General features: G+C 70.5%; 15 protein-coding genes. 5 read left to right on the top strand and 10 right to left on the bottom strand.

Going from position 1 to position 18,047, the window contains the following annotated elements; translation table 11 throughout:
• Positions 1-4: 4 nt before the first annotated feature.
• The 6 genes from VHR41_13375 to VHR41_13400 all read right to left on the bottom strand — a co-directional run bounded on the left by VHR41_13375 (position 5) and on the right by VHR41_13400 (position 5,652).
• The gene (locus VHR41_13375; GenBank protein HEX3235185.1) at positions 5-1,363 is read right to left on the bottom strand and encodes an Nramp family divalent metal transporter; all 1,359 of its coding nucleotides are present in this window, start codon (positions 1,361-1,363) and stop codon (positions 5-7) included.
• Complete coding sequence (locus tag VHR41_13380; GenBank protein HEX3235186.1) at positions 1,360-2,046, bottom strand: metal-dependent transcriptional regulator; 687 nt, start codon at positions 2,044-2,046, stop codon at positions 1,360-1,362. Before VHR41_13380 ends, VHR41_13375 begins: the two co-directional genes overlap by 4 nt.
• A gap of 77 nt (positions 2,047-2,123) precedes the next feature.
• Positions 2,124-2,714, bottom strand: a complete 591-nt coding sequence (locus tag VHR41_13385; GenBank protein ID HEX3235187.1) for a CoA pyrophosphatase — start codon at positions 2,712-2,714, stop codon at positions 2,124-2,126.
• Positions 2,715-2,948: 234 nt separating this feature from the next.
• A complete protein-coding gene (locus tag VHR41_13390) occupies positions 2,949-3,833 on the bottom strand; it encodes an SDR family oxidoreductase (protein HEX3235188.1) in 885 nt (294 codons plus the stop codon).
• Positions 3,834-3,835: 2 nt separating this feature from the next.
• Complete coding sequence (locus tag VHR41_13395; protein HEX3235189.1) at positions 3,836-4,672, bottom strand: alpha/beta fold hydrolase; 837 nt, start codon at positions 4,670-4,672, stop codon at positions 3,836-3,838.
• Between the two features lie 17 nt (positions 4,673-4,689).
• Positions 4,690-5,652 carry an LD-carboxypeptidase gene (locus tag VHR41_13400; GenBank protein ID HEX3235190.1) on the bottom strand — a complete coding sequence of 321 codons (963 nt, stop codon included), beginning with the start codon at positions 5,650-5,652 and terminating at the stop codon, positions 4,690-4,692.
• Positions 5,653-5,698: 46 nt separating this feature from the next.
• On the opposite strand from VHR41_13400, the gene VHR41_13405 reads away from it, so the two are divergent.
• Both VHR41_13405 and VHR41_13410 read left to right on the top strand, forming a co-directional pair.
• A complete protein-coding gene (locus VHR41_13405; GenBank protein ID HEX3235191.1) occupies positions 5,699-6,262 on the top strand; it encodes a hypothetical protein in 564 nt (187 codons plus the stop codon).
• A gap of 18 nt (positions 6,263-6,280) precedes the next feature.
• A complete protein-coding gene (locus tag VHR41_13410; protein ID HEX3235192.1) occupies positions 6,281-7,414 on the top strand; it encodes a glycosyltransferase in 1,134 nt (377 codons plus the stop codon).
• Between the two features lie 15 nt (positions 7,415-7,429).
• On the opposite strand, the gene VHR41_13415 is transcribed toward VHR41_13410, so the two are convergent.
• On the bottom strand, positions 7,430-8,095 hold the full coding sequence (locus tag VHR41_13415) for a hypothetical protein (protein HEX3235193.1): 666 nt from the start codon (positions 8,093-8,095) through the stop codon (positions 7,430-7,432).
• 130 nt (positions 8,096-8,225) lie between these two features.
• Between VHR41_13415 and VHR41_13420 the strand changes: the two genes are divergently transcribed.
• Both VHR41_13420 and VHR41_13425 read left to right on the top strand, forming a co-directional pair.
• Positions 8,226-11,249, top strand: a complete 3,024-nt coding sequence (locus VHR41_13420) for an N-6 DNA methylase (protein ID HEX3235194.1) — start codon at positions 8,226-8,228, stop codon at positions 11,247-11,249.
• Entirely contained in the window at positions 11,158-13,464 is a 2,307-nt protein-coding gene (locus tag VHR41_13425) for a DEAD/DEAH box helicase (GenBank protein HEX3235195.1), read from the top strand. The genes VHR41_13420 and VHR41_13425 overlap by 92 nt, the downstream gene beginning before the upstream one ends.
• A gap of 60 nt (positions 13,465-13,524) precedes the next feature.
• Here the strand turns inward: VHR41_13425 and VHR41_13430 are convergent, their stop codons facing one another.
• Positions 13,525-13,689, bottom strand: coding sequence for a hypothetical protein (locus VHR41_13430; GenBank protein ID HEX3235196.1), 165 nt, complete (start codon positions 13,687-13,689; stop codon positions 13,525-13,527).
• Positions 13,690-13,776: 87 nt separating this feature from the next.
• Between VHR41_13430 and VHR41_13435 the strand changes: the two genes are divergently transcribed.
• A complete protein-coding gene (locus VHR41_13435; protein HEX3235197.1) occupies positions 13,777-16,740 on the top strand; it encodes an amidohydrolase family protein in 2,964 nt (987 codons plus the stop codon).
• Between the two features lie 106 nt (positions 16,741-16,846).
• Here the strand turns inward: VHR41_13435 and VHR41_13440 are convergent, their stop codons facing one another.
• Complete coding sequence (locus VHR41_13440; GenBank protein ID HEX3235198.1) at positions 16,847-17,071, bottom strand: DUF3291 domain-containing protein; 225 nt, start codon at positions 17,069-17,071, stop codon at positions 16,847-16,849.
• Positions 17,072-17,292: 221 nt separating this feature from the next.
• On the bottom strand, positions 17,293-17,661 hold the full coding sequence (locus VHR41_13445; GenBank protein HEX3235199.1) for a hypothetical protein: 369 nt from the start codon (positions 17,659-17,661) through the stop codon (positions 17,293-17,295).
• Positions 17,662-18,047: the final 386 nt, after the last annotated feature.

An 18,047-nucleotide genomic window follows, 5' to 3' on the forward strand; every position in this document is an offset into this window, starting at 1 on the left:
CTGATCAGGCCAGCCAGGCCCGGAAGGTGCCGATCAGCAGCCAGGCATTGAGACCGATGATCGCCGCCGCCACGGCCCACGCGCCGGCGGCGAGCACCGGGTGGTTGACGAACTGGCCCATCTTGGACCGCTGGCCGGTGAAGTAGACCAGCGGGACCACCGCGAACGAGAGCTGCAGGCTCAAGATGACCTGGCTCAGAATGAGCAGCGCGCCCGCTCCCTTCTCGCCGTAGAGAATGGTGACGATGATGGCGGGAATGATCGCGATCAGCCGGGTGATCAGCCGCCGAAGCCAGGCCGGCAGCCGGATATTGAGAAATCCCTCCATCACGATCTGCCCCGCCAGTGTGCCGGTGATCGTCGAGTTCTGCCCCGAGGCGAGCAGTGCCACGGCGAAGAGCGTGCTGGCGATGGTGGTGCCCAGGAGCGGCGCCAGCAGCCGGTAGGCATCCCCGATCTCCGCCACCTCCTGGTGCCCGCTCTGGTGGAAGGTGGCGGCGGCCAGCATCAGGATGGCGGCGTTGATGAAGAAGGCGAACAGGAGCGCCACCGTGGAATCGAGGGTGGCGAACCGGATCGCCTCCCGCTTGGACGAGTCGTCGGGCAGCACCTTCCGGGTCTGCACGATGGAAGAATGCAGGTAGAGATTGTGCGGCATGACGGTGGCGCCCAGAATGCCGATGGCGATATAGAGCATCGCCGGATTGCTCACGATGCCGGTCGTGGGCACCAAGCCGCGCACCACCGCGCCGAGCTCCGGCCGGGCCATCAGCAGCTCGATCCCGAAGCAGAGGCCGATGGTGGCCACCAGCACGATCACCAGCGCCTCGAGGTAGCGGAACCCGCGATGCTGCAACAGCAGGATCAGCAGGACGTCCAGTGCCGTCAGGCACACGCCCCACACCAGCGGAATCCCCAGCAACAGATTGAGGGCGATGGCCGACCCGATGACCTCGGCGAGATCGCAGGCGGCGATGGCGATCTCGCAGAGCACCCAGAGGATGAAGCTCACCGGCCGGGAATAGTGGTCGCGGCAGGCCTGGGCCAGGTCCCGCCCGGTGACGATGCCGAGCTTGAGGGCGAGCGCCTGCAGCAGAATCGCCATCAGATTGGAGATCAGGATGACGCTCAGCAGGGTGTACCCGAAGCGGGCGCCGCCGGCGAGATCGGTGGCCCAGTTGCCCGGGTCCATGTAGCCCACCGCCACCATGTAGCCGGGACCGGCAAAGGCCAGTGCCTTCCGCCAGAAGGAGACCCCACGGGGCACCTGGACCGTGTGGTACGACTCCGGCAGGCTCGGCAGCGTGCGGGGGAAGCGCCAGCCGGAGATCTGCTCCATCGGAGGGGTCGACGCGGCGCTCATCGGTCGACCTCGCGGACGCAGAGGAGCACCTGGGCCAGCTCCTGCCCGATCACGTGAGACTCGCCGCCCGCGTCGAGCGTCACCGGACCGCCGAACGGCTGGCGGTCGAGCAGGGTCACGACGACACCGGGCCGAAGGCCCAGCGAGGCGAGATAGCGGAGCCGCTCAGGCTCGCTCTCGTCCACCCGGCGGATCTCGACGATCTGGCCGACCTCGAGCTCTGAAAGTGGAGTGCAGAGGGGCTCGTGAATCGAACCGTCCGCCTCGGGAATGGGGTCGCCGTGAGGATCGGTCGTGGGATGGCCCAGCGCAGCCGCCATCCGCTCCACCAGCTGATCGCTGACCGCGTGCTCCAGCCGCTCCGCCTCCTGGTGAACCGTGTCCCAGGGGTAGTCGAGGAACTGGACCAGGTATGCCTCGATCAGTCGATGGCGCCGCACCATCCGCAGGGCGGCCCGGCGGCCTTCCGGGGTGAGCTGCACTCCCTTGTAGGGCGCGTGCTCCAGCAGTCCCAGCTCGGACAGCCGCTTGACCATGCCGCTGACCGAGGGGGCGGAGAGCTCGAGCAGATGGGCGATCTCGCTGGTCGAGGCCGGGCGGCCTTCGGGCGAGAGCCGGTAGATGGCCTTGAGGTAGTCCTCGACGGAGCGAGTCAGCGATTCGGCGGCGGCGGCAGGAGACATGACCGATATGGTTTAGGTTGCCCTAAACTTGTAGTATGATCGGCCTAACGTCAAGGTTTCGAGCCGCGAATCCGCGGTCACCCGCCGAGATGCCGCAGCAACCCGCTGAGCACCCGCTCGGTCAGTCCCCAGACGATGGCGTCGTCGAGCTGATAGGCGTCGACTTCCCGGCTCTCGCCCCGGATCTCCAGCCGAACCGGATGGCGGGTTCCCGGATGGAGCAGCCGATCCAGCTCGACCCAGCGGGCGCCGGCCACCTCGGGGTTGAGCGTGAGTGGAAGCTGAGCGTGGAGCAGGAAGACGCAGGGGCGGATCGCGATCGGCGGCAGGACCGGAGTGCGGGGGACCACGTCATCGAGGACGCCGAGCAGCTGGCCGCGTGAGAGCGGGAGGCCGACCTCCTCGCTGGTCTCCCGGATGGCGGTGGCGACGAGGTCATCGTCGCCCGGCTCCCGGCGGCCGCCGGGAAGCGCCATGTGACCGGACCACGGGTCACCCACTCGCTCAGCGCGACGGATGAGGAGAACGGCGTCGGGGGCGGGCTTCAGCACCACTGCCACCGCTGCCCAGCGCAGGGCTTCGGCGTCGGGATCGGTCCACGGCCGGTGGGAGGCGAGGCGGTCCCGCAACCGGTCGAGGCGGGGCGTCAGTGGTTGTGGGTATGACATCCGCCGCCGCAGCACCCGCCTCCCGGCGGGGGACCGAGGCGACTGTAGTCGGCGCGTGGCGTTCCGCTGGCGGGACGGGCCGTCAGGGACATCAGGCGCTCCAGCGTGCGGCCCTGGCACTCGGGACACGCCACCTCAGTGTCCGAGCGCACCAGTTGCTCGAATTCGGTTCCGCAGGCGCAGCGGTAGGTATAGATGGGCATAAAGGGAGATTCGCCGGTCCCGCGCGAAGGGTCAAGGTGTGGCGACGCCGGCGAGGCCGGTGAGCCGTTCGCTCGCGTCCCACAGCCGTCGCGCCAGTGCCTCGTCGTATGACGCGGGCGAGCTGCGGCCGACACGGCGTCCGTCGAAATACGTTCCGGTGACCCGCTCCACCTCGGGCGACGCGGCGAGATGGACGATGGCGGTCGCCGCTTTCTCCGGGCTGGCGCCGAAGGTCCGGGCCAGGGCTCCGCCGACAACGGGGACGTTCATGTAGTCGGACAGGAGCTTGGTGCCGATCACACCGGGATGGACGCAGTTGACGGTGACACCGGTGCCTTCCAGCCGGCGTGCCAGTTCGTAGGTGAACAGGATGTTGGCCAGCTTGGTACGGCCGTACACCCGGACCGGATCGTAGCGCCGCTCGCTCTGCAGATCGTTGAGGTCGAGCGTGCCACCCTGATGCGCCCCCGAGGACAGGTTGACGATTCGGGATGGAGCGCCGGCCTCCAGGCGGTCCAGCAGGAGCCGGGTGATCAGGAAGTAGGCGAGGTGGTTCACCGCGAACTGGTGCTCGAGTCCATCGACCGTGACCTCGCGCTGGCGGACGATGACACCCGCGTTGTTGATCAGCACGTGGATCTGCGCATGCCGCTCGCGGATGACGGCGGCGGCCGCTCGGACCGACGACTGGATCGAGAGATCGGCGGTTACCACCTCCGGCAGGGGCGCCCGCGTGTCACCGGCAATCGCTTCGGCAACCGCCTCGCCGTCCTCGGCCCGGCGGCAGATCAGCACCAGAGTGGCGCCCAGCACCCCGAGCTGTTCGGCCACGGCCCGGCCGATGCCCCGGCTGGCGCCGGTGACGACGCAGACGCGCCCGGTGAGGTCCGCCAGCGGGGCCGTGGTGCTTCGCATCGTCAGCCCAGCTCCGCGGAGAAGGCGGCCACGCTCGCCTCGACGGCGCGCTCGAGCTCGGGGGTGCTGCCCTTCCAGGGGTGGGCCGCGCCGAAGGTATGGCCGGCGTGCTCGATTCGGAGGAGGCGGCTGCTGCCCCCGGGCGCCGCGGCGGCCAGCCGTTCGCCCTCCTCGAGCGGGACCGATTCGTCGCTGGCCCCGTGCACGATCAGCCAGGGCACGCCGACACGCGAGGCGGCCATGGAGATGTCCAGCGCGGCGTGGTTGCACTCGATATCGTCGAGCACGTCCGGGTAGAGCGGGAGCACCTGGCCGGTTCGCGCATTCCGCACCTCCTTGACTCCCGCGTCGCGCCACTCGGCGCGCTCGGAGGCCGGCCAGCGATCGACGGTTGAGATGGCGGACCAGGTGACCAGGGCCTCGATCCGGGGATCCCGTGCGGTGTGCAGCACGGCAACCCCGCCGCCGCGAGAGTGGCCCAGCAGGCCCAGACACGAAGGCGGCGCCACACCCAGCTCTCCCCGCATCACGGCCTCCACCACCCGGCCCAGATCGGTGAGCTCGGCGGTAAAGGTGTTGTGCGCGAACTGCTCCGGAAGAGAGAACTCACCGACGTCATCCACTCCGCTGCCGCTCAGGTTGAAGGTGACGGCCGTGAATCCGGCGCGGGCGAGCCGCTCGGCCAGGGGAGGAAACATGCCCCAATCCTTGAATCCCTTGAAGCCGTGGACCACCACCACCGCGGGACGGGGCGATTCGCGTCCACCGCCGCGCACATCCACTAGAATGTCGCCCAGTGCGCCGTCCAGCCGGTGCTTGGTGAGGGTCGCGGTGGCCATGCTACAAGCTACACGGTTCAGGCCACCGCGGGCTCCAGCAGCGACACCTCCCCGGTATCTGCGTCGAGCCGGGCCTGGATGCCGAGTGGGAGGGTCCACTGGTCGTCGATGTGCCCCACGGGGAAGCCGAGCGCCACCGGAATACGCAGGGGGCCGAAGTAGGTCGCGAGCACCTCGTCGAAGCCGAGGGCGCCGTCGCCGGTGCCGCGCTGGAGCTCGCTGAACCGGCCCACCAGGACACCGGCCAGCCGGTCCAGCGCGCCGGCCATCCGCAGGTGGGAGAGCATCCGATCCACTCGGTAGAGGTCCTCGCCCACGTCCTCCAGCACCAGCAGCGCGCCATCGAGGTCGGGAAAGAATCCGGTGCCGATCAGGCACTGCAGCAGGCTCAGGTTGCCGCCGGCGAGTCTCCCCTCCGCCACCCCTCCCTGGAGCGTGACGATCCGATTCTCCCGAGCCACCAGCACGCCGGCCGGCTGGGGCAGCGGCTCCAGCGGACCGGCCGGCGCCGCGCAGGAGAGGACTCGCTCGAAATGGCGGCGGCTGAATCCGGGCATGCTGGTTCGTGCGTTGGGCCCGTGGAAGCCGACCACTCCGGCGCATCGGGTCACTCCGGCCAGCAGCGCGGTCACATCGGAGAAGCCGATGACAGCCTTGGGACGGCGCACCAGGGCCGGAAAGTCGACCCCACCCAGGATGCGGGTCAGGCCGTAGCCCCCGCGAATACACCACACCGCGTCGACGGCCGGATCCCGAAGTGCGGCATTGAGGTCGGCCAGCCGCTGCTCGTCGGTCCCGCCAAGGTAGCCGTAACGGGCGCCGGCATGGGGGGCCAGCAGCGGTTCGTAATCCAGCGCACGGCACAGCGCCTCCGCACGTGTTAAATCATCGCGGTCCAGCAACGGTCCCGCCGGCGCGACCAGCGCCACCCGACTTCCACGCGCCAGTCGGGGAGGACGAACGAGCGGTTTTGACCCCATGATGGCTCCGCGGTAGATTGTGCGACACCTCAACGGGAGAACGGTAGTGCGTGCTTCGCAGCCCGCGTTGCTCGCCGCCGGTCGTGTGATCGCTGAATTGCGGGATTCGATGGTTCTCCAGTGGGCCGACTGGCTGGGAGACCGGATCACCGCCACACCCACGATACCGCGCCTGACGGTCGAGCGGGAGTTTCGGCTCCTGCTCGACGTCATCACCGAGATGGTTGGCCCGCTCCGGCGGGAAGTCAACAGCGTGTGGTTCCACGTCTGCGAGCACTACGGGCGGATGGCGTCGACCCGGGGGCTCGCGGCGGGTGAGGTGGTCGAGGAACTGCAATTTCTCCGCGAGCTCCTCATCCGTAACCTCGCACCTGTTCTGGTGGCGATGCGTGCCAGGCAGAGCATGGCCATCATGCTGCGCCTCAACCGAGTCATCGACAAGGGGGTCTCGGTGGCCGTGGTCGGGTACACCGACGCGCTCGTGGCCACGTTATTCGCCCAGAACGGCGTGCCCATGTTCGACACCCAACAGGACACCGGCGAGATCGAGCGCCAGCTCAGCGCCCTGGAGCAGGAGCTGCGTGCCGTGGTCAAACAACCTCGGCAATAGACGTCTCCGCTGTTCCTCATGGCGCCCGCCGACTTGCTGCCGGCCCTGCCCTGGCTGGCGCCGTTTGCAGCCCTTCCCCGGCTGGCCGACACCCATCCCAATCTTTCCGACGTCCACCCGATCTCGGGCGAGCTGGTGTCCGTCATCGTGCCCGCGCGAAACGAGGCAGCCACCATCGAGACGGTGGTGCGGTCGGTACTCGACTCCGCCTACCGGCCGCTCGAGCTCCTGGTCGTGGACGATCGCTCGACCGACGCCACCGCGGCAATCCTCCAGCGGCTTGCCGCGGAGGACCGGCGGGTCCGGGTGGTAGACGGCGAGGCGCTGCCGGACGGCTGGTACGGAAAGCCCTGGGCCTGCCACCAGGGATACAGCCTCGCTCGCGGCGACCTTCTGCTTTTCACCGATGCCGATACCCGACACCATCCCGAGCTGCTGGGGCGGGCGGTCGCGGCGCTCCGGCGGGAGCGGGCGGGGCTGCTGACCGTGGCTCCGCACCAGCGCTGCGTCACTTTCTGGGAGCGGCTGGTCATGCCGCAGATCTGGCTGCTGCTCGGCCTCCGCTATCACCCGCAGCGAGTGAACCGGGCCCGGCGCGCGCGAGACGTGATCGCCAATGGGCAGTTCATCCTGGTCTCCCGGGAGCCCTACGAAGCGGCAGGAACCCACGAGGCGGTGCGGCACGAGGTGGCGGAGGATCTCGCGCTGGCGCAGCGGTTCCTCGCATCGGGGCGGACTATTCGCTTCGCATTCGCGCAGCGGTTCATGGAGACGCGGATGTACCGAAGCCTGGGCGAGCTGATCGAGGGCTGGTCCAAGAACATCTACCTGGGCGGCCGCCGCTCGTTTCCGGAGAACCCGGCGCTCCGCGCGGCCGCCCCGCTCATGGTGGCGGCGGCGCTCGGGTTCTGGCTGGTTCCTCCGGTGGCGCTCGCGCTGGGTGGAGGCCTTCGTTCCGCGGCGGGCGTGGCCGTCGGTCTCTCGGCGGTCTTCTGGATCCTCATCTCGATCGGCATGCGGATTCCGTTCTACTACGGGCTGGCGTATCCGCTGGGCGCACTCATGGCCTTGTACATCGCGGCGCGCTCGACCTGGCGGGGTGCCCGGAAAGTCGAGTGGCGGGGACGACTCTACGGCGCCGCAGAGCGATAGGGGGCCGGGTCCGGCTCAGCTCCCGCCGGTGCGGTCCACCACGAGGTTCTGGTTCGGAATTCGCCCGCCGAGCACCCGGCCGTCGGGCGCAACCCTGAGGTGGAACTCCACGGTTCCGATCGCTACGCGCAGCGAGTCGTTGCCCATGCCGGCGACCTTCCCATCGACCGTCTGCCCCCCACCGAGGTTGAAGAACGGCACCTGACCGGCCGGCGTGCCGCCCGCCCGGGAGCGCCGCACCGCCTGCTCCAGGAGCGCGAACGACAGGTTGAGGTAAGGGATCGCGCCCCGATGGGTGGCGATGACCCGGGTCTGCAGTCCCCCGCCATTGATGTCGTCCACGGACGCGCTGTCCTCCTTGAAGATGATGCGGGCCTGCTGGACGAGGTGGCCCTTGGTGTGTCCGCTGTCCACGTCCTCCCGCACCGTCACCTCGATCAGCGGCACCGTCGCGTCAGGAGCAATGACCGCGCGATACGCCTGGGCAGTGTTGCGGGCGCCGTGAATGGCCAGCGTGCCCTGGAGCATGGTGGGGCTGCGGGAGAATCGCTCCGTGGCCACGGTGTCTCCGGCGCGGCGGATGACGAACGTGCCGCTGTCGGCGGCGGACTGGGCGCTGAGGGCGGCCGGGAGGAGGAGCGTGGCGGCCAGCCCGAGGAGGCATCGATCAGGTAGAGGCATGGCTGCAGGATAGTGGGCGCCGGGGGTGCCGTCCAGCAGGCCGGCATGATGCGCCCAGTGGCGTAGATCGGGTACCGCTACGCCATGCTCCCGGGCCTATTCTGGCCGCTCCCCCACCGGAGCGCTGGGTGTGGAGCTCGGGCCGTTGCTGGGCGGACTGGATTCGTTGCAGGCGCTGCCGAACCTCATTGCCGCGTTGGGACACCAGCGGCTCTTCGACCAGGTCCCCGACCTGTTGGGACCCCGCAGGGTTCGGGACTCGGCGGCGCCGCTCGTTGTCGGTCGCGCGGGGGAGTTCCCCTGGTTCGCGGTGGCAGGCCCGGATGTCGAGCGGTCCGCGCGCGGGCTGGCTCGACGACTGGCATTGCGGGGGCGAGTCGCCGGCGTCCTGGCGCTCGACCCGGTAGGCCGGCGACTGGCGCTGGCGGTGGCGCTCGAGCGCAGTCCTTTGCTCACGATCGATCTGGACCACCCCGCCCCGGCCGCGCTGGCGTGTCTGGGTCGAATGTCGGGAAGCGGGTCCGGTGGTGCTCTTGCCTACGCCCTCCGGGTGGCTGATGCGCTCTCCGGTGAGTCGGCCGGGCGGCGGTTCTTTCAAACCTTCAGAAATACCCTGGAGCGAATGGCGGCCGGGCTGCCCGGGCCGCTCCGTGGCGAGGATCGCCGTAATCTCGCGCTGCTTCAGCTCACCCGGGTGCTCTTCCTCTACTTCGTCCAAGCCAAAGGCTGGCTCGCGGGGCGGGACCGCTTCCTGGCGGAAGAGGTGGACCGGTGCCTGAGCCGGAAGCGAAGCATCCAGCGCGATCTGCTGCAGCCGCTCTTCTTCGGAACGCTCAACCGACCGGCGCCGAAGCGGGGCTCCCGGGCGGCCGGTTTCGGTCCAATCCCGTTCCTCAACGGCGGCTTGTTCGAGCCGCATCCACTGGAGCGGTCCGTCCGCGCCAGCATTCCCACGCCGCTCTGGCGGGAAGCGTTCGACCAGCTCTTCGAGCGTTTTCACTTCACGGTGTCCGAAACGCCCGGAGAGGGAATCGCGCCCGATATGCTGGGCCGGGTGTTCGAGGGAGTGATGGCGCCGGACCTGCGCCGCGCATCGGGCACGTTCTACACCCCCGCGGCTCTGGTGCGAAGCATGCTGGACGCCGCCATCCCGGCCGCCGTCGCCGGCCGGCTCAGGTGCGGTGAGGTCGAGGCAGGGCACCGTCTCGACAACGGTGAGCCGGCGGCGCTCGCTACCTTGGGCTCGCTCACGGTGCTCGATCCGGCAGCCGGCTCCGGCGCTTTTCTCCTGGGCGCATTGGAGCGTCTGTCGGAGCGGGGAGCCGGCAGCCCCGAGTCGCTCGCCCGACGCAGGCGGCGGATTCTGGAGCGGAACCTTTTCGGCGTCGATCTGAGCGCCGCGGCCGTGCGGCTGACCGAGCTTCGGCTCTGGCTCGCTGTCATCGCCGGCGAGGGCTCCGGCCGGCCCGAGCTGGTCCGTCCCCTGCCCAATCTCGATTGCCTGATCCGCCAGGGGGATAGCCTCCTCGAGCCGGTCGGCAGTGCTATCCGCCTGCGAGCTCCAGCGCGGGAGGCCTCCGGGACCATCGCCTCGCTCCGGCAGCGTGTGGTCGGGGCCACGGGGGGAGAAAAACACACCCTGCTGCGGGAGCTCCGGGAGGCCGAGGCGGCAGGGTTTTCCGAATCGCTGGCCTTGGCCGAGCGGGAGTTGGCGGAGGCGGTCAGCGAATGCCTGAACGAGGCGCGTGGGTCCGATCTGTTCGGCCGCCGCCGCGGGCTGGACCACGCGCTCGGGGCACGGTTGCAACTCTGCCGCGCGGAATTGCGCGCGGTTCGCGCCGCCCGGCGCGCGGTCCTCCGAGAACGCGAGGTCCCCTGGTTCCATTATCAAAGCCACTTCGCGGACGTGTTCGCGGCGGACGGGTTCGATCTCGTCGCGGGCAATCCACCCTGGCTCCGCTCCGAGGACATCCCCTCGCACCTGCGCCGGCGGCTGGCGGGCCGGTATCGCTGGTGGCGAAAAGGCGGGGGGTATGGTAACCGACCCGACCTCGCGGTCGCGTTCCTGGAGCGCTCGGTCGAGCTGGTCAGGCCGGGAGGGGTGGTCGCCCTGCTGGTGCCCGCCAAACTGGCCACCGCGGCTTACGGAACGGCGGCGCGCCACGCGCTTGCCACGACGACCACGCTGAGCGTGGTGGCAGACCTCACGGGTCAGCCCGAGGCCGCGTTCGACGCCACGGTCTACCCGCTCGCCCTCATCGTGCGAAAGGAGCCGCCGCCCACGGCTCATCGTGTCCAGACCCGGCTGGGCCAGAGGCCCGGCGGCGGTGTAGTGCAGTCGCGGCTCCGATCCGGAGGACCCTGGATTCTCCGGTCCGATGGAGCGCGCGCGGTACTCGGACGATTGGCACGAAGGCATCCTCTGCTGGGGGAGCAGCTCGCCTGCCATCTCGGTCTCAAGACCGGCGCCAACGCCATCTTCCTGAATCCGCCGCCCGACATCGAGCCCGAGCTCATGCGCTGGGCCGTTCGCGGCCGGGACGTGAGGCCGTTCCGGGTGGCAACCCGGGTGCGACTGCTCTGGACTCATGGGCAGGACGGACGACCGTTGCGGGAGTTGCCACCCAGGGCGGCGGAATATCTAGAGCCGCGGCTCTCCGCCCTTCGTGTCCGGGCGGACTATCAGGGCGAGCGCGCCTGGATCCTGTTCCGCACCCGGGCCGCCACATCTGCTCACCGAGTGGTCTGGGCCGATCTCGGCCGGTCCCTCGCGGCCGCCGCGCTCACCGGGGCGCGCGATGCCGACCGGGTTCCACTCAACAGCTGCTACGTAGCCGCCGCCTCGACCGCAGCGGAGGCCGAGCGGGTCAGTGCCTGGCTCAACTCCAGCTGGATCCGGGCGGCGGCTCGGCTCGGTGCGGTGCCCGCCGCCGGCGGTTTCCATCGGTTCAGCGCCGCCACCGTCAGCCGACTTCCCCTTCCGCCGTCCGTGCTCTCCGACCCCGATCTGTCCCGGCTCGCTGGAGCCGGACGTCGAGGGGAGCCGGTGCAGGAGCAACTCGATGACCTCGCTGCGCGGCACCTCGAGCTTTCGGCGGGCGAGCGGACCGCGCTCGGGCGGCTGGTGGCCCCAGGCACCGACCATCGTGGCTGAGACACTTGCGGCGGTGCCGCTGCCGATCCTCACGGCGCTCTGCTCGGGAGCTCCAGCCTCCGCGAGCGCGGTGGCGCGAGCACTGGTCGCGAGCCTGCAGCCGGAGGAGGCACCGGATGCCCCGCCGGCGTGGCTGCGCGAGGAGCAGCGACGCAGCTTCCGTCGGCTGCTCGCGGCCGTCCGCCGACACCGAGGCGCGCTGCTGGCCGACCCGGTCGGGAGCGGCAAGACGTTTGTCGCGTTGGCCGTGGCGGCGGCACTCAACCCGAGGGGTCCGACGGCCTGTCTGGTCCCGGCGACGCTGGTGCCACAGTGGCGGTCGGTCGCGAATGGTCTGGGTGTCCGGGTGTTGGTGAGGTCGCACCAGCAAGCGAGCCGGGGCCGGCTTCCCCTCGGCACGCGCGGGCTGGTGATCGTGGACGAGAGTCATCACTTCCGAAACCCCCAGACGTGTCGCTACGGGCATGTAGCGCCCTGGCTGATCGGCCGGCCCATTCTGCTGGTCACCGCCACTCCGGTGGTGAATCGGCTGGAAGACCTGGCGCATCAGCTCCTCCTCGGCGTGCGTGACGACGCTCTGCTTGCCGATGGGGTGATCTCGTTGGGAGCCGCGCTCGGTGGGGGACAGGGCGCCGCTGCGCTCGGACGCCTGGTGGTCGAGGAACGCTCGGCGGGTGGGCGGCCTGCACGCCTCGTCCGGGTGAGCCCGGCCTGCCAGCGGGAGTGTGGGGCCGCGGCGCAGGCCATCGGGTGGATCGATCGGCTGTCGCTCTCCTGCCATACACCGACGGCTGCCCTGGTACGGGGAACGCTCGCCCGGGCCGCGGCCTCCAGCCCGGCGGCGCTGCTTGGCGCGCTTCGGCGCTACCGCAGGCTGTTGCTCCACGCACGCGATGCGGTGCGGACCGGGCGGACGCTCAGCCGCGCGGAGCTCAGGAAATTCGCGGGCGACCTGCAGGACCAGCTGGTGCTCTGGGAGCTGCTGCCGGAGAGCGGTGCCGGCATCGATCTCGACCTGGCAGACCTGGAGCGGACCAACGTCGTGATCGAGGCGGCTGTCGCGGCAAGCCGAGGGCCAGATGCCAAGCTCGAGCGCCTCCAATCCATTCTGGCGGACGGCCATCCCACCATCGTGTTCGTGTCCCGCCGGGAAACGGTGCGCCATCTGCGGGAGCGGCTGGCAGGCCCGCCGATCGCGTGGTGCACGGGGGAGCGGGCGGGGCTGGGCCGCTCGACGGTGCCTCGATTGGTAGTGCTGGGTTGGTTCAGGACCGGTGGCTCACCGCAGATAGGGCCCGAACCGACCTGCCTGGTAGTGACGGACGTGGCCGCGGAGGGTCTCGACCTTCAGCGGGCCGCGCGAGTGGTCCACTACGACTTGCCATGGACGCCGATGCGGCTGGAGCAGCGGGAGGGTCGCGCGGTACGGCTGGGGTCGGTGCACGGCGAGGTCGAGGTCGTGCGCTTCACCCTGCCCGAGCCGCTGGAGCGCGGGCTCCGAGTCGGAGAAGCACTGACTCGAAAAGCCACGCTCCCCATCAGGGCGGGGCTCGGACCGGAAGGCCGGCGCCTCTGGCGCTGGCAGTCGGAGATCGCCGACGAGCTGCACCCGGGCCCGATGAGGTTCGGCGTGGCGCTGGTGCCCGAAGGCCCGTCGGGAGTTCTCGCGGGCTTCGGTCTCTACGGGACGGTGGAAGGGCACACTGCGCGGCTCGCCGCGAGTGTGGTGTGGATCGACGGGAGCGGTGGCTCGACCGAAGCTCGAGAGGTGGTGGGCCCCAGACTGGCGGCCGCCGCCAGAAGCGAGTCGACCCGAGCCATAACAGCCGAGCAACTGGAGCTGGCGATGTCCTGGCTGGCGGCCCCGCTGCGGCAACGGCTGGGACTTCTGGGTGGCCACCGGTGGGCGGCGGGCGCATCCAGTCCGGCGGTTCGCGAGTTGGCCGAACGACTGCACGGCGAGGTACAGGCGGCGGCGCGGAGCCGGAACGCGGTCCTCCTCGCTCAGTTGGAGCGCGCGCTCGGTTTCATTACCGGCGGTCACACCGCCGGTGAGGCGCTGCTGATCCAACGGCTGATCGGGCTGTCGGCATCGGATCTGTGCAGGAGGATCCCAGGGCTTCCTGCGGGCACTGCGCGCTGGGGGGCAGTCGAGGCCCGGCTGACGGGTCTGGTGGTGTTCGAGGAGCCCGGCCGCAGCGAGGGAGTACCGTAGTCAGCCGGTCGATCGCGCGCCCAGGGATAGGCCGGAGACCGGCGGCAGGCTGGCCGCGAGTCAGGGTCCCCCCAACGGGCGTTCGAGGTGCCGGATGCCGGGATCGCTCCATTCCTCCATGGTGAGGTGCCAGAGCTGCCAGGCCTCTTCGACGGCGGATTGGCGGGTCTCCGGGCGAACCTCCTCGTGCTGGTCCCGCCGGCCGCTGTAGATGATGGCTGTCATGATGGCCACGAGTGCTGATGGAGAGGCTGAGATGTTGACCAGCGGCCCGGCATGTACCTTGATTCTTCGCATCCTCACCGGACCCCCATGCCGTCGCTTTGCCGCGCCGTCGCGTTGCCCCTGCTCGCTGGCCTCTTGGCCGGCTGCCCCGGCTCGCGCGAGGAGACGGTCCGGCTGCGGGTGCACGAGGGCACTACCCCCAGCTTCGACCTCTCACCCGACGGCCGCTCGCTCGTCTTCGATCTGCTGGGGCAGCTCTGGCAGCTGCCCGCCGCAGGCGGCACGGCGCGGCCGCTCACAGACGCCGTGCGCGACACGGCCGAGGATCTCGACCCCTCGTGGTCACCGGACGGCCGGCGGCTCGTCTTTCGCGCCGAGCGGGCCGGCCGCACGGGACTCTGGCTGCTCGAGCCGGGCGCGTCGCCCCGCCAGCTCACCCAGCTTCGCGATCCGGAGGGGTTCGACGGCAGAGCGGCGTGGGCCCCCGACGGGCGGACGATCGCCTTCGCGCGACTGGTGCCGCGGGACAGCGCCACGGCCGGATTGCGGAGTCGCCTCGCGCTGATCGATCCCGCCGGCGGCGAGGCGCATGAGCTTCGGGTCGCGGACTCCACTGGCCCCGATCTCCGCGATCCGGCCTGGGCGCCCGACGGCCGCCGGCTCGCCGTTGTCGCGGCGTCCGCCACCTCGGAGGAGGGCGGGCCACTCTGGCTGGTGGATCGCGCCGGCGGCCGGGCGACCAGGTTCGGCACGCCCGTCGGTTCGGCCCTCGCGCCGGCCTTTGCCCCCGACGGCCGAGCCCTCGCGTTCTTCGCGCCCGATTCGGCGGAGCGGACTCAGCTCTGGGTCGCACCAGTGGACTCGCCCGGGGTGCCGCGTCGCCTCACCGCCCAGGCCGACGTCACCCCGACCCGCGCGCGCTGGACGGCGGACGGGCGCTGGCTGCTCTACGGCGCCGACGGCAGGCTCTGGAGGATCCCGGCGGCTGGAGGCGCGCCGGCGGAGATCCCGTTCACCGCCGAACTCGCCATCCCTCGTGCCCGCCCGGCCCTGACACCGGTCCGCTTCCCCGAGCCGGGCACGCCCCAGCACGTGCACGGGTTCATGGGCCTGGCGCTCTCGCCCGATGCCCGGCAGGTGGCGATGCTCGCGCTCGGCCGTCTCTGGGTGATGAGGGTGGGCGACTCCGCTCGCCCGGTAGCCGACGTCCCGCTCGACGCGCACCACCTGGCGTGGTCGCCGGACGGCGGCAGGCTCGCCTGGTCGGGCGGGCGATGGCTGGAGGAGGACCTCTACGCGACCGACCTGACCACCGGTACCACCCACCGCGTCACCCGGTTGCCCGGGCGAGAGGACCACCCGATGTACTCGCCCGACGGCAAACACCTGGCGTTCATGCATGCGTCCACCGAGGACAGCACCGTCCTTCGGGTCGTGGACGCCCGGATCCGCGACCTGTCGGACCCCGGACGGACCCGCACGCTCGGCGCAGAGCCCGGCGCGGACGTGGCGTGGGGCCCCTCGTCCGACGGCCTCTTGTCTCTTACGGGCGGTTTCGCGCCGCGCCGGCCGTCACGGGCGGAGGTCCTGCTCCTGTCGGGCGGCCGACGGGCGGTGTCCGGCACGCCAGACTCGCCGCTCTTCCCCCTCTGGACGGCGGGCGCGCTGTTCTTCGTGCGTCACGCCCGGCTCTGGCGGGCGAGGTTTGCGAGACCCGACGCGCTGGCGCCGGCCGAGCCGCTCGGCGACGCGCCGGCGATCTATCCGTCGGCCGCGCGCGACGGCACCATCCTCTTCGTCTCGGAGGGCGGCCTGCGCCTGCGCTCCCCCGATGGCCGGGAGCGCACGCTGGGCTGGCCGATCTCCTACACCACGCCGGCGGCTCCGCCCATGGTGATCCGGAACGCGCGCATCATCGACGGCACCGGCGCGGCCGCCACGCCGCCGCACGACCTGCTGATCGAGCGCGGGCGGATCGCGCGCATCGCGCCGGGAGGGACGCTGGCCGCCGATCCGGGGCGAGTGCTGGACGCCGGGGAGAAGTGGCTGATCCCGGGGCTGGTGGACCTGCACGCGCACGAGTACCGGCCCGAGCTGATGCCTGGATATCCCCGGTTCGGCGTGACCACCATTCGCGACCAGGGCTCACCGATAGGACCGCTGGCCGCCTACGCGGACGCGGTCGCCGCGGGGAAACTCCAGGGCCCTCGAGTAGACTACGGCGGTATCCAGATGTATACCGACTGGGCCTACGACCTGGAGGACGGCCAGGGTGTCGAGCCGGAGGCCGACCCGGACCACGTGAGGCGGGCGGTGGCGCTGGCGGCGGCCTTCGGAGCGGACCACGTGAAGACGCGCACCTTCCGCCGCTGGGACATCAACGCCCGGTTCATCGCCGAGTCGCACCGGCGCGGCCTCAGGGTTACCGGGCACTGCGCGCACCTGCTGCCGCTGGTGGCGGCCGGGATGGACGCGAAGGAGCACGCCGAGTTCTGCGAACCGCGCGGTGACGGGCTCATCTACGACGACCTGGTGCAGCTCTACCGGAGCGCCGGGATCGCTGTCATCCCGACGATCTCCTATACGGTGCTCGCCCTGGCGATGAACCGCCATCCCGACACGCTCTCGGCCGATCCGGAGCTCGCACCGATCCTCCCGCCGCGGAGCGCCTTCGGTTGGATGCTGGCGCTCGACTCGGTGGGGCGCCGACGCTTCGAGCGGTTCGCCGCGGTGTCTCGGCAGACCACGGCCAAGCTCGCCCGGGCCGGGGTGACGATCGGGACGGGCACCGATATCTGGCAGATCCCGACCGGGGTGCACCTGGAGCTGGAGGAGATGGTGGCCGCGGGCGTCTCGCCGCTGGAGGCGCTGCACGCGGCGACGGGCGCCGCCGCCCGAATCATCGGCGCCGACCACGACCTGGGAACCATCGAGCCGGGGAAGTGGGCCGACCTCGTCGTGCTCGACGCCGACCCCTCGGTGGATATCCGGGCGACGCGGCGGATCCGGGCGGTGGTGCTGGGCGGGCGAGTGCAGTACCAGGGCCGGTGAACATTCCTTCACATCAGCGCGCTGCCCGTGGGCCGCCCTGAGGCTCCGGCCGCCAGTTTGAGGATCAGGTTCAGCTCGCCGGCGTTGGGATCGCCGGTCTTGAGCATCAGGAACCTTGCCGTCGGGTTGCCCGTGGTAGCTGCGGTACATAGCCCCGCTCGAAGCGCTCGAACCACTCCCGCCGACGCCGCATGTATCCGGCGTGATCGCTGCGGAAGACGTATTCCCGGAGAGCATTCAGGTCGCGCCAGAGCGAGAGGTTGATCAGGATCAGCGGGTCGCCGCAGGGCCGGATCGCGGTCGCGTCCCCGTCCCGGTCTGGAGCCGCCACACGAATCCAGGGCTCCGCTCGGCGAGGGCGTTGATCTCCGGGAGCGCGGTCATGAACTCGGCCATCACCGGCTCGTTGGGCTGCCCGCAGGCGCGGGCGGCGTTGACCTGGGCGAGGTGAAGTCGGCGGTGGGCATGATCCGAAAACATAGCGGCCGGTGGCCGACCCGGGGAACAGCCGCGGAGGACAGGTAAACGGCAGCTTACGAGAGCAACCTTCGGTCAGTCCTCGCGGTCCCCACCACGTCCGTCATGCGAGTGGCTCCGCTCGCCGTCTTCGTCGGGCAGGTAGTACTTCCCTTCCCGCTGGTAGACGATCACGGCCCGAAATCCCGTCGGCGCGGCCTTCCCGCTGTAGTACCGGGTGCCGTCGGAGTACACCGTGACCTCGCGGTAGCCGTGCTGCTTCCACCAGCCGTAGGCATGCCCTCTCGGCACGTGGGTGCGCTCGACCACGATGACTTCCCGCGCCGGCTCGCGCCGCAAGGCCCGAGGCGGCGGCGTAACCACGATCCGCTCCTGGCTCCTGCTGGAGCAGCCGGTGACCCGCGCCAGTGTCACGATCCCAGTTACCACGATGCCGCGCGCCATGACTTCCTCCCGGGGTTGGCAGACCGGGGAACCCATGCGCGAGGGGTGTGCCAACGGCTAATCCGTTGCGGGAGCGCACCTCGGACCGAGGCGACCGGGGCAATCTCCGGCGCCCGGGGGTGAATGCCGACGGATGGCCGCGCTATCGGCCGTCACCGCCCGCCTGCCGGATCAGATCCGAATTGTCCGCGGGGCGTCGGTCGATCGCGCGCCCAGGATAGGCCGGAGACCGGCGGCAGGCTGGTCGCGAGTCAGGGTCCCCCCAACGGGTGCTCGAGGTGCCGGATGCCGGGATCGCTCCATTCCTCCATGGTGAGGTGCCAGAGCTGCCAGGCCTCTTCGACGGCGGATTGGCGGGTCTCCGGGCGGACCTCCTCGTGCTGGTC

Source organism: Gemmatimonadales bacterium (assembly GCA_036265815.1).
Lineage (GTDB): Bacteria > Gemmatimonadota > Gemmatimonadetes > Gemmatimonadales > GWC2-71-9 > CAVVWJ01.

Coding starts and splice junctions, on each gene's coding strand:
- VHR41_13395 (HEX3235189.1), bottom strand. CDS start 4,672: ATGGCCACCGCGACCCTCACCAAGCACCGGCTGGACGGCGCACTGGGC.
- VHR41_13390 (HEX3235188.1), bottom strand. CDS start 3,833: ATGCGAAGCACCACGGCCCCGCTGGCGGACCTCACCGGGCGCGTCTGC.
- VHR41_13400 (HEX3235190.1), bottom strand. CDS start 5,652: ATGGGGTCAAAACCGCTCGTTCGTCCTCCCCGACTGGCGCGTGGAAGT.
- VHR41_13415 (HEX3235193.1), bottom strand. CDS start 8,095: ATGCCTCTACCTGATCGATGCCTCCTCGGGCTGGCCGCCACGCTCCTC.
- VHR41_13410 (HEX3235192.1), top strand. CDS start 6,281: ATGGCGCCCGCCGACTTGCTGCCGGCCCTGCCCTGGCTGGCGCCGTTT.
- VHR41_13435 (HEX3235197.1), top strand. CDS start 13,777: ATGCCGTCGCTTTGCCGCGCCGTCGCGTTGCCCCTGCTCGCTGGCCTC.
- VHR41_13445 (HEX3235199.1), bottom strand. CDS start 17,661: ATGGCGCGCGGCATCGTGGTAACTGGGATCGTGACACTGGCGCGGGTC.
- VHR41_13385 (HEX3235187.1), bottom strand. CDS start 2,714: ATGTCATACCCACAACCACTGACGCCCCGCCTCGACCGGTTGCGGGAC.
- VHR41_13375 (HEX3235185.1), bottom strand. CDS start 1,363: ATGAGCGCCGCGTCGACCCCTCCGATGGAGCAGATCTCCGGCTGGCGC.
- VHR41_13380 (HEX3235186.1), bottom strand. CDS start 2,046: ATGTCTCCTGCCGCCGCCGCCGAATCGCTGACTCGCTCCGTCGAGGAC.
- VHR41_13425 (HEX3235195.1), top strand. CDS start 11,158: ATGACCTCGCTGCGCGGCACCTCGAGCTTTCGGCGGGCGAGCGGACCG.
- VHR41_13430 (HEX3235196.1), bottom strand. CDS start 13,689: ATGACAGCCATCATCTACAGCGGCCGGCGGGACCAGCACGAGGAGGTT.